This is a genomic window from Mycoplasma todarodis (assembly GCF_965212735.1).
GTDB lineage: Bacteria > Bacillota_I > Bacilli_A > Mycoplasmatales > Metamycoplasmataceae > Mycoplasma_K > Mycoplasma_K todarodis_A.
Map to the genome: position 1 here is coordinate 120,084 of NZ_CBDBYJ010000003.1, position 14,971 is coordinate 135,054.

16 protein-coding genes are annotated in these 14,971 nt (G+C 29.6%); 1 reads left to right on the forward strand and 15 read right to left on the reverse strand.

Annotation, left to right across the window (positions count from 1 at the left end; all coding sequences use genetic code 4):
- Positions 1 to 2 precede the first annotated feature (2 nt).
- The 15 genes from ACOMC1_RS03000 to ACOMC1_RS03070 all read right to left on the reverse strand — a co-directional run bounded on the left by ACOMC1_RS03000 (position 3) and on the right by ACOMC1_RS03070 (position 14,320).
- Entirely contained in the window at positions 3 to 737 is a 735-nt protein-coding gene (locus tag ACOMC1_RS03000; protein WP_420331163.1) for a DegV family protein, read from the reverse strand.
- Positions 718 to 1,530, reverse strand: coding sequence for a DUF1295 domain-containing protein (locus tag ACOMC1_RS03005; RefSeq protein ID WP_420331164.1), 813 nt, complete (start codon positions 1,528 to 1,530; stop codon positions 718 to 720). The genes ACOMC1_RS03000 and ACOMC1_RS03005 overlap by 20 nt, the downstream gene beginning before the upstream one ends.
- 136 nt (positions 1,531 to 1,666) lie before the next feature.
- On the reverse strand, positions 1,667 to 3,595 hold the full coding sequence (gene tkt, locus ACOMC1_RS03010; RefSeq protein ID WP_420331165.1) for a transketolase: 1,929 nt from the start codon (positions 3,593 to 3,595) through the stop codon (positions 1,667 to 1,669).
- Complete coding sequence (locus ACOMC1_RS03015; protein ID WP_420331166.1) at positions 3,595 to 4,470, reverse strand: 6-phosphofructokinase; 876 nt, start codon at positions 4,468 to 4,470, stop codon at positions 3,595 to 3,597. Before ACOMC1_RS03015 ends, tkt begins: the two co-directional genes overlap by 1 nt.
- 52 nt (positions 4,471 to 4,522) lie before the next feature.
- Positions 4,523 to 5,146, reverse strand: coding sequence for a hypothetical protein (locus ACOMC1_RS03020; protein ID WP_420331167.1), 624 nt, complete (start codon positions 5,144 to 5,146; stop codon positions 4,523 to 4,525).
- 161 nt (positions 5,147 to 5,307) lie between these two features.
- A complete protein-coding gene (locus ACOMC1_RS03025) occupies positions 5,308 to 5,952 on the reverse strand; it encodes a PQ-loop domain-containing transporter (RefSeq protein WP_420331168.1) in 645 nt (214 codons plus the stop codon).
- 4 nt (positions 5,953 to 5,956) lie between these two features.
- A complete protein-coding gene (rbsK, locus tag ACOMC1_RS03030; protein WP_420331169.1) occupies positions 5,957 to 6,874 on the reverse strand; it encodes a ribokinase in 918 nt (305 codons plus the stop codon).
- A gap of 70 nt (positions 6,875 to 6,944) precedes the next feature.
- The gene (locus tag ACOMC1_RS03035; protein ID WP_420331170.1) at positions 6,945 to 7,586 is read right to left on the reverse strand and encodes a GntR family transcriptional regulator; all 642 of its coding nucleotides are present in this window, start codon (positions 7,584 to 7,586) and stop codon (positions 6,945 to 6,947) included.
- 73 nt (positions 7,587 to 7,659) lie between these two features.
- The gene (locus ACOMC1_RS03040) at positions 7,660 to 8,028 is read right to left on the reverse strand and encodes a hypothetical protein (RefSeq protein WP_420331171.1); all 369 of its coding nucleotides are present in this window, start codon (positions 8,026 to 8,028) and stop codon (positions 7,660 to 7,662) included.
- On the reverse strand, positions 8,028 to 10,046 hold the full coding sequence (locus ACOMC1_RS03045; RefSeq protein WP_420331172.1) for an AAA domain-containing protein: 2,019 nt from the start codon (positions 10,044 to 10,046) through the stop codon (positions 8,028 to 8,030). The genes ACOMC1_RS03040 and ACOMC1_RS03045 overlap by 1 nt, the downstream gene beginning before the upstream one ends.
- Before the next feature lie 121 nt (positions 10,047 to 10,167).
- Entirely contained in the window at positions 10,168 to 10,872 is a 705-nt protein-coding gene (locus ACOMC1_RS03050; RefSeq protein ID WP_420331173.1) for a hypothetical protein, read from the reverse strand.
- A gap of 88 nt (positions 10,873 to 10,960) precedes the next feature.
- Positions 10,961 to 11,680: a Bax inhibitor-1 family protein gene (locus ACOMC1_RS03055; RefSeq protein WP_420331174.1), complete on the reverse strand. Its 720-nt coding sequence runs from the start codon at positions 11,678 to 11,680 to the stop codon at positions 10,961 to 10,963.
- Between the two features lie 96 nt (positions 11,681 to 11,776).
- Positions 11,777 to 12,049, reverse strand: a complete 273-nt coding sequence (locus ACOMC1_RS03060) for a hypothetical protein (protein WP_420331175.1) — start codon at positions 12,047 to 12,049, stop codon at positions 11,777 to 11,779.
- The gene (locus ACOMC1_RS03065; protein ID WP_420331176.1) at positions 12,033 to 13,655 is read right to left on the reverse strand and encodes a hypothetical protein; all 1,623 of its coding nucleotides are present in this window, start codon (positions 13,653 to 13,655) and stop codon (positions 12,033 to 12,035) included. Before ACOMC1_RS03065 ends, ACOMC1_RS03060 begins: the two co-directional genes overlap by 17 nt.
- Complete coding sequence (locus ACOMC1_RS03070) at positions 13,655 to 14,320, reverse strand: PHP domain-containing protein (RefSeq protein ID WP_420331177.1); 666 nt, start codon at positions 14,318 to 14,320, stop codon at positions 13,655 to 13,657. The genes ACOMC1_RS03065 and ACOMC1_RS03070 overlap by 1 nt, the downstream gene beginning before the upstream one ends.
- 198 nt (positions 14,321 to 14,518) lie before the next feature.
- Here ACOMC1_RS03070 and ACOMC1_RS03075 point away from each other — a divergent pair, with 198 nt between their 5' ends.
- On the forward strand, positions 14,519 to 14,959 hold the full coding sequence (locus ACOMC1_RS03075; protein ID WP_420331178.1) for a hypothetical protein: 441 nt from the start codon (positions 14,519 to 14,521) through the stop codon (positions 14,957 to 14,959).
- Positions 14,960 to 14,971: the final 12 nt, after the last annotated feature.

Consider the following 14,971-nt stretch of genomic DNA (forward strand, 5'->3'; position numbering starts at 1 on the left):
CCTTAATAAATAACTACAAAATCTTGTCCTGAGTGTGCAAGCATACTATTTGTCATGAATTGTTTTTTAAATACGATATCTGGATATTCTTTTGCAAGCTTTGAAATAACTTTGTTTGCTTTAGAATTGGAAATATCAGAACAAATAAGATTTACTTGTTTCTTATTGACAATTAACTTTTTAATAAGTACAGTTCCATTCAATGAAACCTTGTCTTTTATTCATTCCCCTTGTTTTCACTCCATCCTTATTTTTACTTTTGCAGTTTTAATTAACATTGCAAATAATGTATGGATACGCCCTTTTAAATTAAGGGTTCTTGCATTTAATACAACACCACTCATCTTGACTTGCATGTTAAGTTTTTTTATTTCTTTTTCAATTTCTTTCAATGGGATCTGTCGTTCTAAAATCCTTTTAACATCTTCTTTATTTGTGAATAATGAGGTACCTTCCAAAATCAAAACATTCTTTCGTTTATTTTGATTGTTGTAAGTATTTCATTGACCACTCATAGATTTTGGAATGGTGAATATTACCGCTTCTTCATCTTCATCCAATAAATATTTTTGCTTTAGTTTTCCAAATGAAAGATAAGCTGTTGTGTTGTTTTTCTTTGAAAGAATTTCTACTATATGTTCTTTATTATTTGTGTCTTCTACATTATTTATGAAGACTGGAAATGATTCAAATCATTCTTCTTCTCTTATTAGTGAACTATCTATTAGTATTTTCATCAATTCACCCCCTCTTCATTCCTTTTATTCCGATTAGCGGAACAACTCTAGGTGTTTTATTAACATACTCAATATATTTAGGGTTTTCTTTAAATGTTTTTCACATTCCTTTTTCTAACATTGGAAGACCTGAAATTTTATAAATCATTAATGCGATAAATAATGGTCCAATAATTGAGATTCAAACTAAGTGATTACTTGTTGAAAGTACAACAAATATGAAGTTGAATGCTCAAAATGTGTATTCCCCAAAATAATTTGGATGTCTAGAGATTTTTCATAATCCATGTTGAATAAATTTACCTTTATTCTTTTGTAAAAATGTAAATTTTTGAATATCTGCAACAGTTTCAAAAGTTAAAGCAAGTATAGCTCCAACAACCCCAATTAATGAAAGTAAGTTGAATTGGTTATCTCCTAATAAAACTACAAAGTATGAAGGAAGTGAAACAACAAATACAGTCACAGCTTGGATTATTCAAAATACAAAGAATTTGTAAAAATTGTTTCTCATCTTATCAAATCGATGATCAACCTTCTCTTTTAATATCCTGATAAATAAGAATGTTCCCAATCTGATTGATCAAGCGCCAACCAAAACTAAAGCAACAATGGAATTAATACCAAAACCGTTACCTAATAACATTGATGCAATTAAGGTAATAGAAAATGTGCTTGCGTACGTAATGTCCGTAAATAAGTCTTTCTGGATCAAATACGCAAAGATAAAAAATAGCATATTTATCGATATAGAAATCGAAAATATTATCAATAATTCTAAGACAAAACTCATGATGCCTCCTTAATATTTATTGATATACCTACATATTAATTATATCACTTGTATATACATATAATTATTGTTTATTACATTTGACACTTAAAAAGATAAATAAAAAAATAGATTCGCATTTGCAAATCCATTATTTTTATATTAATTCTTTAACCATTTTTCTAATATTTTTAGTATTGAAGCCATGTTTTTCATAAATGACATCACCTGGTGCGGAGTGTCCGAATTCTTTTGCTAATTGAGCATTTATCTTATTGTATTTAGATAATCTGAATCAGTATGAATCTGATGAAGCTTCAATTGCAAGCATAGGAGCTTTATCTAGAAGTAATTCTTTTGCAAGTTCTTCATCTTCAACTAATCCATGAAGATTTGGAACTGAAATAACTCTTGCTTTTATACCATCTTTTAATAGTTCTTCTTGAGCTTCAACAGCTAAGCCAACCTCTGAACCAGTAGCTAACAATGTTACTTGGAAGTCCTCAATATCTTTAATAATATATGCTGATTTTAAATCATTAGAATTTAAAGCATTGAATGATTTGATTGGTTGACGACAAGCAATGATTGCAACTTGTTCGTTATGTGCATTTAGAGCATATTGGAAAGCTGCTTTTATTTCTGATTCATCACAAGGTCTAATTACTGTCATATTTGGTATTGCACGCAACATTGGTATTTGATCTATTGGTTGGTGTGTTGGTCCATCTCCACCAACTTGATATGAATCGTGTGTGAACACATGAACAGAAGGGATGTTCATTAATGCTCCCATTCTAATTGCTGGTTTCATGTAATCAGCAAACGCCAAGAATGTAGCATCAACAGTTCTCATTCCACCAGCAAGATAAATACCATTATTAATTGCTGCCATAGCGAATTCCCTAATTCCATATTTGATGTTTTTACCGCCATCTTTAACATCTTTTGAGAATCCAACTTTTGTAGCTGCTTTTAAATCTGCTGAACCGCCCATGAAATTAGATGTTTTGTATTCTAAATATTCCATAATAGGTGCAATGTAATTTCTTGTGGCTACATCACTCTCATTAATTTCAACTTCAGATAAATCAATTTTAAATTCATCTTTATGAATAGCATTTAATTCTTCATATTCTTTTGGGAATTTTTCTTTATATACTCCCATGATTTCTTTTCAATTTGCATACTCTTTGTTTTTTGGTTCTCATAATTTTGATGCAAATTCATAAACGTCATCATCATATTTGAATGGGACTTTATTTTCAAGTCCTCACTTTTCTTTGAATCCAATTGTTTTATCTTCATCAAGTGTTCCATTATGACCGCTACTTGTGTTCTCAAAGGGTGTTCCTGGAGCAATAACTGTATGTACTTGAATGAATGATGGTTTCTTAGATTTCTTAGCTAATTCAATAGCTTTTGTAATGTTCTCTGGTGTTGGTTCAGTAACTTCAAATGTATCGAATTTTTGAGACTTGAAGAAATCTATAATATTAATATCATTAACTTCTTCTGTTCTTGAATCTATTTGCACTGAATTGAAGTCTTGAATAATAATCAGTTTGTCTAATTGCATTGTACCTGCTAATTGAATAGCTTCTAGAGCGACACCTTCTTGTAAACAACCATCACCATGTAATGTGAATATATTGTGGTCTATGATTGGTAAGTTGGATTTGTTATATTTTGTAGCTAAATATCTTTCAGATATAGCCATACCAACTGCCATAGCAACACCTTGACCAAGAGGTCCGGTTGTTGCATCTACATAATCCAACATGTCTACTTCTGGATGCGATGGTGTTTTTGAACCGTAAACTTTATGATTCTTCATATCCTCAACACTTAGCAATCCAAGGAAGTGTAATATTGAATATTGAGACATTGAAGCATGTCCTGCTGATAAGATAAACTTATCTCTGTTTATTCATTTTGGATCTTCTTTTACAAAGTTTAAAGATTCTCCTATTATTGAATATGTAATTGGCGCTGAACCTATAGCCATACCAATATGTCCCTGACCTGCTCTATTTATAGAATCCAATGCTATTGAACGCATTGAGTTTATTAATTTATTTTTCATTATTTCTCCATGTTTATTTTTATATTTTTACCTATTGCAAATGACTTGTTTTCATTAATAGATTTTTGTGTTTCGTTAGCAAATTCATATGCCAACATTTTGTCTCCAACGGTTGTACGACCACCACGTTGTACATGACCTAAAACATTAGGTCTTGCTTGCATGCCTAATTTAGAAATTTCTTCAGCATACTCATGTATTGAGTATTTCATTTTTTCCATTATTAGAACTGTTGCTGTTCCTTTTTCATCGTGAATTTTCTTCACCTCTTGAGCTAACTCTTGTGGTGTCATTAATTGATTATTTGTAACAGCTATATCTGCATGCGATAACTTGAATGAAAGTTCAGTTAAATCAGGACATTGTCTACCCATGATTTCAACTAGTGATACATATCCATGAGCATTAACTGAATAATAAATACGGTTAATTGATTCCACAACTGTATTCAATGCTGTTCTGAACCCTAGTGTTTGTGATGTGTAATCAACATCATTATCAACAGTCAATGGAACAAATGATATTTTCACACCATTTTCAGCAAGTTTTTGGGCTAGCATATATGAACCATTCCCTCCTAATAAAACTACATGATCAAACTCTTTTGCATTTTTAATTGTTTGTTCCATTATTTCTTCGTTTCCAACAAATTCTGGAAATCTACCACACCCAATAATTGAAGATGGTGCATCCAATAAATAATTAGGATTTTTAATATCTAGTTTTTCAAGTTCATTTTTTCATAAATTCCTTGCTCCATAAGGAGAGTAATAAAGCTCGATATCTTTTGCGGGGAATGCTTGTCATAAATGATAAATAAAATCATTTATTCCAGGAGCATCTCCACCAGATGCAATTAATAATATCTTTTTCATATTTCCTACTTTCTTTTTATGTATTTACATTACATTTAATTAAATATATTGACTAAGCTTGAGATAAATTTATACTCATAATTCTTTTGGTAAATTCTTCTTTTTCATCTTCGCTTATTTTTGTGTTTCTTGATTTAACATCTAGATATTCTTTGATCTCTGGAAGGTAACAAACGCTTCTACCTTCATTGTTTATTATTTTTAATGAGTCACCCAAAATCGGACAAACTACTTCAATGTTGTATTTGTTGCCAAACTCTGATTTTAAATACTTCTTAATTTCTTCATATCATGAGTAATTGATATTTTGAGCATTCCTAATTTTCTTGCCTTTAACTAAATATGGAACATCTCCGGTGAATATAATTTGTTCCGCTTTTCTTGTAGGGATAACATTAGTAATAATGAAAATGTTTCTCCCTTTCACAACCATTGCTGGTATTACTGAAAAATCATTTTTTGAGTATCTATTTCTAAATGAGACATTATCAAAAAGTAATTCATCATCGGTTTTAAATTCCTTAACAAATTCATTGATTTCTTCAGAAACAAAGTTTTTGTTTTCTTCTTCATTTTCTTCGCTATCCCCTTGTAAAAGTTTGAATGCAATTAAGCAAATCATTAGTGCGACAAGCACACATCCTATAGCTAAGAAAGTAGTTGAAATAGTGTTCATTTTTATTTCTCCTTTTGTGGTTTTTTACTTCAAAAATCACTTTATTTAGAGTTATATTATTTATTGTTTTAAACTCTTAAAATGTTCTAAAAGGTTTGTTTTTATTGGTTTTTTAGCCTTTTTTTGAGAAAAATGCTACCAAAAAAGAATCATTAATGATTCTAAGAAGCTCTGCTTTTAATCTTGTGGTGAATACACATTCATAAAAGAGGGATTTGAACCAAGAATAAAGGAATTGATGAGATTAAACTTATAATAACGATACCAAGTCCTGGCTCTTGTCATTGATCAGCAATTTTTCCTGATCAGAATATAGTTCATAAAACTCCACACATAATTACAAGAGTTGAAGAAATTCATGAAAGTGAACTTGTGTTTTTACTTTTAATTACTTTAAATAGTTGTGGGAAGAATGGTAAACCTGTACAACAACTTGCAACTATTACAATTACATATTGAACTCACTCTGTCATTTGTAAGTTTAGAATTCAAATAACAATTGAAGTTGATAGAATTCCGGCTAAAATAACTGAGAAACCAATAAATGTTTTTGTTTTATAAATGTAACGCATGATTGGGAACATCATTAGTGTAATAACAAAGTTCGCTGCTCAACCTGGGTACGCTTTATTAGCTATAGCTATTGTTGAAATAGTTCAAAGTGCTGAACCAAATGCAACTGATGCAAATGTAAATTTTGATAATTGACTTACGTCTTTAGTTCTAACGGTCTTGACCATTTGTGGGAAATACATTAGGATTCCCATTGTGGTTGCTAATCAACCAAATACTTCATATCACATCATAATATTACCTACTTTCTTTTTCCACTTGTTCAAGTGTAGGAATAGATTTTTGAGCACCTAGACGAGATATTGTAACCTCAGCTGCTTTCATTCCGAACTTGATAGCTTTTTGGATATTATTTGTGCTGTAAAATTCTTCAACAAAGGCTCCAACGAATGTGTCACCAGCAGCTGTTGTATCTACTGTTGTGATCTTTCTAGATTTAAAGTGTTCTTGGATGCTATCCATTGAAAGAGATACACCGTTTGCACCTAATGTTGTAATAATGTTTTTGCAACCTTTTGCTCTTAAAGATTCAGTTGCATTTTCAATATCTTCTAAGTTATTAACTTTTTGATTTGAAATGTATTCTAGTTCTGTTTCATTTAAAACTAATCATTCAATTTTGTCGATTCAATCTTGTTTAAAGCTGACCGCTGGAGATGGGTTTAGAATAATTTTTTTGTCTAATTTATGTGCGATTTCAATAGTTTTATCCATTAATCAAGCATTTGTTTCCAATTGCATTAGAACCACATCATTTTCTTCGATTGCAGCTGTTAAGTCGTCTAAATCTTTTTCAGAGAAGTCATGGTTTGCCCCTCCATTAATAATGATCATATTGTCTTTTTGTGTTTGAGATACAGTTATAGAAGCCATACCTGTTGTTTTTGTTTCTGAGTATGAAATGTATTTTGTTTCTACTCCTTCTTCATTAAGATAATCAATGATTTCTCCACCATATTTCTTACCTACTTTTGCAAATAAAGATACTTTGTTGTTTCCTCTTGCAAGTCTTTTAGCTGCAAGGGCTTGGTTGGCACCTTTACCTCCGTTATTGATTAAAAAATCTGATGTTAGTATTGTTTCTCCCTTTTTAGGGAATTCGTACACGTAATTTACGTAATCTATATTGATACTTCCTACTACTAATAAATTCATAATTTTTCCTCCTTGTACAACCTAATTATATGCTTTAAAAAAACGGAAATCAATCCCGTCTATATGGCTTTTAAATTTTGAAGTTTTTTGTCTTTTTATAGAACAAAATATCTAAGTTAGTCAATACTCACCCAATAACTTTTCCGTCTTGTCCCATATATTTTTGGGTAATAGTCACAACATCTTCACTCTTTCATTCAACATAGTGTGGTTCACTTTGGAATTCAAGTTTTTCCTCTACCTCAAAAATACATACACCATTGTATGCTAATAATTTTGGTAATTGATTTTCTGCATCAATATCACCTTGAATATCTTTATCTATAATTGTGTATGATTTTGCAATTATTCTATTTCTATGTTTGTAAGTTTCTTGAAAAAGCGTTTTTTCTCCATCAATATAATTTAAGAAAGAAATAGGCATTTGTTTCTTGTCTATTCTTTTAAACTCTATATCATCTGATGAAATAAGGTGTTTCATTCCAAACATCTTATCCATATTATTAACGACGAAATTACCAACCCCATTATTATTGGAAATCAATTGAGCTTTCTTTAATATTTCTAGCGCGGATCTTGCTGTATGTCTATTGCAATCAAATTTAATTGCTAAAAACTGTTCACTTGGTAGTTTATCTCCAACCTTGAATTCAAGGTTTTGAATTTTAAGCAATAAATATCTTAAAATATAATTTTTCATAGTTGTATACATAACCAAATTATATAGCAATAGGTCAATGAAATTTGTTGATATTAAAAAATTAAAGAGGCTTGCTCTTTAATAATTATTTTGCTTTTGGTTTTTCTTTAACTTTTATAAATCCAAGCTTTGCTAATGTTGTATTTAATGTTGCGGATTTAGGAATTTTGTATTCTTCATGATTTTCCATATTCATTAATATACGTTCTTCTTCATATTCGTGAAAGATAACTGTATATCCATTTGTAATTTTTACTGTTTCCTCATAATTAACTGTAGAATCTAAAATAATTCCTGAATCAACTAAAGTTACAACAAACTCTCTATAGATATCAGTACCTTCAATAAATAAAATATCGTATAACTCTCTTCAAGTCATTCCTTTTTCTTCAAAATCTTTTGCTAATGTTCTGATTAACAAAATGTAAAATGGTATCGTTTTGTGTTCGTTCATTATACGTTCCCCTTTACATCGAATTTACTTAATATATCCTCAAAGGTATATTCAAGTTTCTTGTCCTCGTTAAATATTGGTGCAAACCTATATGCATTAACATTCATAATCATAATAAGTTTTTGTCTTGTTCTTGAAAGAGCGACATTCAACCTTTTGATTTCTTGTAATTGTGTCTTAAATTTAGCGTTTGTAGGCAGTCTTCTGTTCTTTCTTGCATAAGTTGTATTCAAGAATACGATATCAGCTTCAAGACCCTGTAATTGGTCAACAGTACCATGCGTGAATGATGCGAATTTCTTTTCTCAATATTTTATTTTTGAATTTTGTTTTCTGAAGAAATGTTTATACTGATCTTTATAAACAAACATAACCATAACATCAAGTGTAGATGCATCTTTAACATTTCTTGAAATGAAACTTAATTGATCCATCAATACTTCAATTTCTTTGTCATTAACTTTAGACATTTTTGAAAGTGTTGTATCAATTCTATGAGTTCCATCATTATCTAATAAAATTAAATTAGCTTTGTTATACATTTCAACTAGTTTCATTTCTTTCTTTGAATTCCTAAATACAATAGGTTTCATTTCAACAACTTTAGATTCAATTTGATTATCATAAGCAATTGGGTTGTAAAGATCAAGAATGTATTGTGGTGAACGATAAGTTGTTTTAAACATTAATTTATTATTATCTTTTGAATATAATCTTTTGAATACAGATTCAAAGAATAATTGATCAAATATATTCTTTTCTTTCTCGTTTAACTCTTCGTAAAAACCTCCATAACTAGCTTTGTTAATTGGTATTGGTGCAAGTTGCATATCGTCACCAACTAGTATTATTTGTTTGGCATAAAGAGCATATCTTAGAACATCGACAATAGTTGATTTAGAAACCTCATCCATGATTAGGATTGATTCATCAAACTTATAACCTTTTTCTAATTTCTTTTCTAGCTTAGCGCTTGTAATTGTTCCTGCATATAGCGAAGGGTGTGAAAACCCTTTCGGAGTAGAAAGGAATCTTTTAGGTCCAGCCTTTGCTCCAAATTCTCTTTTAAGTAAATATTGTAAGTCACCTTTTTCGGGCGCATATTTTTTTAGTCTTTCTCTAATGTTTCTAACAAGCAAAGCATCACGATCTGCATATTCTCTATTGTTATCTCCGTAAGAAGACTTTTCTAAAATCATTCCTGAGTAGTTTTTAGAAGCAGGAGTGTGAGAAAGGTTGTTGATTACATTATTTAGTGCAGCGTGCGTTCTAGAGGCTAAAATAACCTTCTCTTTTCTTTCATAGACAAAGTGTTTTATTAATTGTGTGATTGTTCTTGTTTTACCAGTTCCAGGAGGACCTTTAACTAATAAAATATCATTATGAGAAGCAGCAGCTTTAAAGATTATTTGTTTAGATTCATCTAGATTAGAAATGTATTTTGATTTAACTTCTTTTTCAATATAAATTGGAGGCGCTGATTTTCTACCTAATAGAATTTCTAGAACTGATTGATTAACGATTTTACCACTTCTGATACCACTAGCAATACTGTTTAGTGTTTCAACTTCAAAATATCTATTGATATCACACTTATAAAATATGTAATCTTGGAAATGTGTTTCTATATTTTTTCAGTCTTTTGGGAACTTACCAGTAATTTTTAATAATTGTTCTTCTACAGATACAACTTCAATTTTTGGCTTTACAAATGCATATTTTAAAAGACCACATTTTCTTGGGTGAGAAAGAGCTAATTTTTTAACTTCAATATCCTCTAATAGTTGCTCAGGATTATTGATATAGTCGATTTGACTAACTTGAACAGTTAGTTCAATTTCTCTTAAGAATATTTCGTCTAATGGGATATCAACTTCTGGATCTTCCATAGTAACATCTTCAATCTTGTGAATAATTCCTACACCAGTATGGAATCAATAAGTGATGTTTTGGATATGAGTCGCGTATTTAGAAATAATACTTGCTGTTGTCGCTCTTTCAAGTTCGTGGTTTATCATTAAATAATTATATCTCTTTATACAGTGAAAACAGTTTTATTAAGTGATTACTTTTAATATTTAATGTAAATACTTAAACATATCTAAAATAGCTAAATAAAAAAAGACCTATGTCTTTTAATTATTTAAATTTAGGTGTTATGTAAAAGTTACTATAGAAAAGTTTAAGAGCATTCTTGAATGTTTCTATTTTCTTCTTATCATTTCTAAAAGATAAACCTTCAAATGAAATTTCTCTTTCTTCAAATGATGTGAATTCTTTATAAGCTTCTTCGTAATATTTACTTGCATTTAATGTTTCCGGAATTGGTGGGTATTTTTCAATAGCGTACGCTTGATCTTTATCTAAGTTCTCATTAAATCCTTTAATTCAATTCACTAATAAATCTTTGATTGGTGGATTGTATTTAATTGGACATTGATATTTTAAATTGGCAATTGAATAATACGTAAACGGAAACGTTGCAGCATCCGAATCTTTCACACCTTGGAAAGCATCAGTTTCTTCAATTTCCTCTATGGAATCAGCGACGGCTTTTTCTCACCTTTTCATATGTTTGTTGTTTTTATGAACTGGAACATTTTCAGGTTTAGCAAAAAACTCCTTAACTTGTTCATGAGTTAAAGTTATATCTCCAAATAAATGAATATCATTGCTTTCATCTTTTAAAAAGTTTCTTAATAATAAGGCGGAATTCATTTGGATTTTTTCTTGTTTTCTGATTACAACGTGTTCACTGGCAGATGAACATGCTGATGCAACTATAATTGGCGTCGTTGCTACCGCTGAGATACTTAGTACTCCCATTGCGATTTTTTTATTCATTTCTTCTCCTCTTGTTATTAAGTACATTATAACATTTTATGTATATTAGTTTTAGCTTGATATTAAAAATAAAAATAATCCTTTCGGATTATCTTGAAAATAGTATTCTTGCTAAATATCAAACAAGTTGAATGAAGTCTATTAATAATGAAAGTCCGAATAGGATTCCGTATCTTCTAACTGTTTCTTTATCATGGTTTCCATTAAGGTCTAGAATATCATCTAAACGTGAAATCCTTCAAAAATCATACCCAACATATAATGTGAATATTCCGTAAGCGATCATAGAATATAGTGTTCATAATCTATTTATTCCTGGGATAAACATCATAATTAATCCAGAGATAAATAATCCAATGAAACTAAACATTAAGAATCTAGAGATTTTAGAGAAATCAAATAATTGAAGATAACCAATCATACCCATAACAAGCATTGTTATTGATGGTATTAATAATAACATCAAGACTTTTCATGTTTGTCCAGCAAAAGCAAATTGAATTAAAATCATTGATAATGAGAAACCTTCTACAATTGCAAATGCTATGTACATGAATATTAATGTCTCTATCCTTGCCGTTCTAGCCATGAATGATATTGCTATCATCAATCCAATCGCAGTTATAGACATTAATGTTATAAAGGCTCTAGATGCAAACAATGTTGCAGCAACCTCTTGCATTTGAGGAATGAATCCAAATATTGTGGCGACTCCCAACATTGAAACTAAACCTATACCAAATCACATTAATGATGCATTAAGCACAGTGGTGCTACTTGTAGCGAAATACTTTGCTCTTTTTTTCATATTACCTCCTATATATATTCAATTATATAACATTCATATGAAAATGTTCTTTCCCTAGAGGTTGATTAAAAAATAGACATGTTGTCTATTCTTAAATTAGTCGTTTTGAAGAGTGCTATTATATTCTTTAGTGAAAGACTCAAACAATTGTATAACGTGCTTATAAACGGCATTTTCGTCATCTTTATCATAATCTAAAACTATTGTTTCTTTATCAGGTGTAGCTGAAGCAAGTTTAATGAGGAAATTGTTAGTTCCTTGATTGTTTCAATCTTGTGAAGTTTCAGATACCTCTAATACTTCTTTACCAAATGAAACTAAGATTTCATTTTTTTCTTCAGTTGACTTGTTATTAATTTTGATTGTCATTTTTTTCTCCTTCTATTACTTCATATCTTTTTTTCAGATAAACTACTCCACCTTCTAAATAGTGTGCAGCATCAGATTCTCCAGATTGTGTTTTAACTATTGTTCCTTCTGAATATTGTTCGTGTTCATTATTTAAATCAGCAACTATTGTAGTTTCTGGATTACTTAGAATACCAATATTGGCATTATGTGTAACAATGAATACTTGTTCTTCTTTTTTATTAATAAGTTTTAAGATATCACTTGCGATAGTATGGTTATCTAAGTTATCTTCTGGTTGATCTAAGAATAAGTCTTGACCTTTTGATTTGTTGAATTTGTATTCAATCCCATAAATAGATCTTTGTCCTAATGACATATGTTCATATATACGACCATTAGCTAATACAATAACCTCTTCTTGGATGATCTTAGAAAGTTTATTTAATAGTTTGTTTCTATCTAATGGTTTAATACCTTTTTTAATTATTGCTTCTAATCATTTTGTGATGTCAGAAACTGAACTACCAGGAGTATGTAAAACTATTTTTAGTAATGAATATACATCGCTATCTTTTAGGATTATTTCTTCTGGCATTTTGTAAGATAATAACTCATTATCTTTTGTTGAATTCTCGAACTCAATCACCACTTCTTCTTGTACTAGAGATTCAAATGTTTTCTTTTGTTTTTGAATTTCTCTTGCCATTGTTCTGAAGTGTTCGTTTGAGTTGATTACAAATGATTTAATACCTTCTATTTCAAAGTCTTGGTTTTTAATTGCATCAACTTCTTTTTTGTATGCTTTTTCAAACATCATTGACATATTTTTAATCTTATTAAGTTTATTAATCTGCTTTAAAATACTTTCAATGATCTTGTTATTAACTTCAATCAATTTATTAATTGAATCATTAAATTCATTAATGAATTCTTGATCAATCAACGCTTTGTTTCATTCTTTTTGTAAGAATTTTTTATTTACCATGTTTTGATTTTGGTAATTTCTTAAAGCGTCTTCTAAAGAGTTTTTTTCTTTAGATAAATCAGTACTTAAATACATTGTTGAGTAATTAAGTTTTAGCATTAAATCATTCTCAGTATTAGATACTTCTTTAACAATAAAAGAGTTGGTTCAGTTGATATCACTATTACTATTTCTTTTAGCTAAATCTCTCATTCCATAATAGAATGAATCAATCTTTTTTAAGAACTCTTCAACAGCTTCTGAATTCTCCGCTTCTTCTTTAGCGAAAGCAACTTTAGCCTTTTCTATTTCTTTTCTATTATTAAGGTTTTTCTTGATTGGGTCATCTTGATAAATAACATCATTTCTTTCCTCAAATAATTTTTCTTTTTCTTTGGTAGTAATTTTTCTTAAACTATTACTATGTATTTCTTCTCCGTTATATTTAATAACTTTAACAAACTCAAGGTTGAAGGCAGCAAGTGCTTCGATAACATTTTTTGATATGTATGATTCTTTTAAACCAGCAACTAAATCAAATAATGTTGACTTACCTCCACCTTTGGGTCCGATGATTATATTTGTTCTTGAACCGAAGTTGATATTAACCAATTCTTCAGCTAAAGAATCTGTTTTTCTAAATATTAATTCTTTAATCATTATGCCCTTTCTTTAGAGTAAACTCTATGTAGTTCTAGGAACTCTTTTAATTCATCAAAACAAGGTTTTTCTAAATTCATTTCCGTAATTAAGAAACCTTGTTGTGGATAGTTAGTTCAAACATGAGTATCTGAAAAAGATACTGTTGAACTTATCAATCCTTTTTTAAGTATTGAAACGTAATTTGGGTGTTTCATGTTTGTAACTTCAAATGCATCATATTTTAAATCAAGTAAGTCATCATACTTGAAATGATCTGATTTACCTATATGAGGTATTCTCAGTGTTTCAAATTCACTGAATAATGCATTAGCACTTTCAATTGATATTCCCCGCTTCGGAAGTTCTTTTCTAGCGATAGAACTTATTTTCTTTAATTGCGCATCTGTTAAATCTTCTCTAAAAACATAGATTAGATTGGCAATTACACCATTCTTCCTAACAACATTAGCCTCAATGGCTGGCAAGAATACCATACCACCTGTTTTACCTAGTTTTCTGACCTCTTTATAGAATTCATAGTCAAATGTATTGTGGTCTGAAAAAGCAGCTAACTTGATACCGTTAGAGTGAAGTGTTTTAATTGTTGTGAATGTGTTTTCTCATTTAATGGCGTCGCCATTATTTTCCGATGCTGGAGAATGTAAATGAAGATCAATCTTCATAATACCTCCTTTAATTGTTTACCTACTTGGTAAGTGAGCAACCATCATCAAGATGTAATATTGAAATTAGCTTGCACTTTAATTCAAAATTAATCTACTGTTTAATATTGCTTATAAATTATACTATGTCCTATATCTATGTTTGCATTCTTTTGTTTGGGTTCATCTTTTAAAATAAATGAGTTGTATAATTAAATTATGAAACAAGAACAATTAGAAAAATTAATAGAACAATTAAGAAAAGATATTAAAGAAGAAATCAAGGAAGAAATTAAACAAGAATTGCGCAAAGAATTGGGAGAGGCTAAAGGTAAAAACTTTGATTTTGATGAGTATAAAACTCAAGTTGTTGCAGATGACATCGAAAAAGCTAAAGCTTTCATCAAAGTCAATCATTGATATTGATACATCCCTATAGTTGGTTACTTCATTTATATGTACCACATGAATCAAGCAATCACAAGTATTGATCGTGGTGTATTAAGAAAGAAAATTAATAGAGCAAGTCTTCCATGATTGTGAGTTGATATACCTTTTGCATATTTTATTCCTATAATGATAATCTTTAATTATTGACCTTGAAGAACTAGAAGAGTTTTAAAAACAGCAATTGAAATGACACAAGGACATGTTGAATAAAAAAAAGCACCT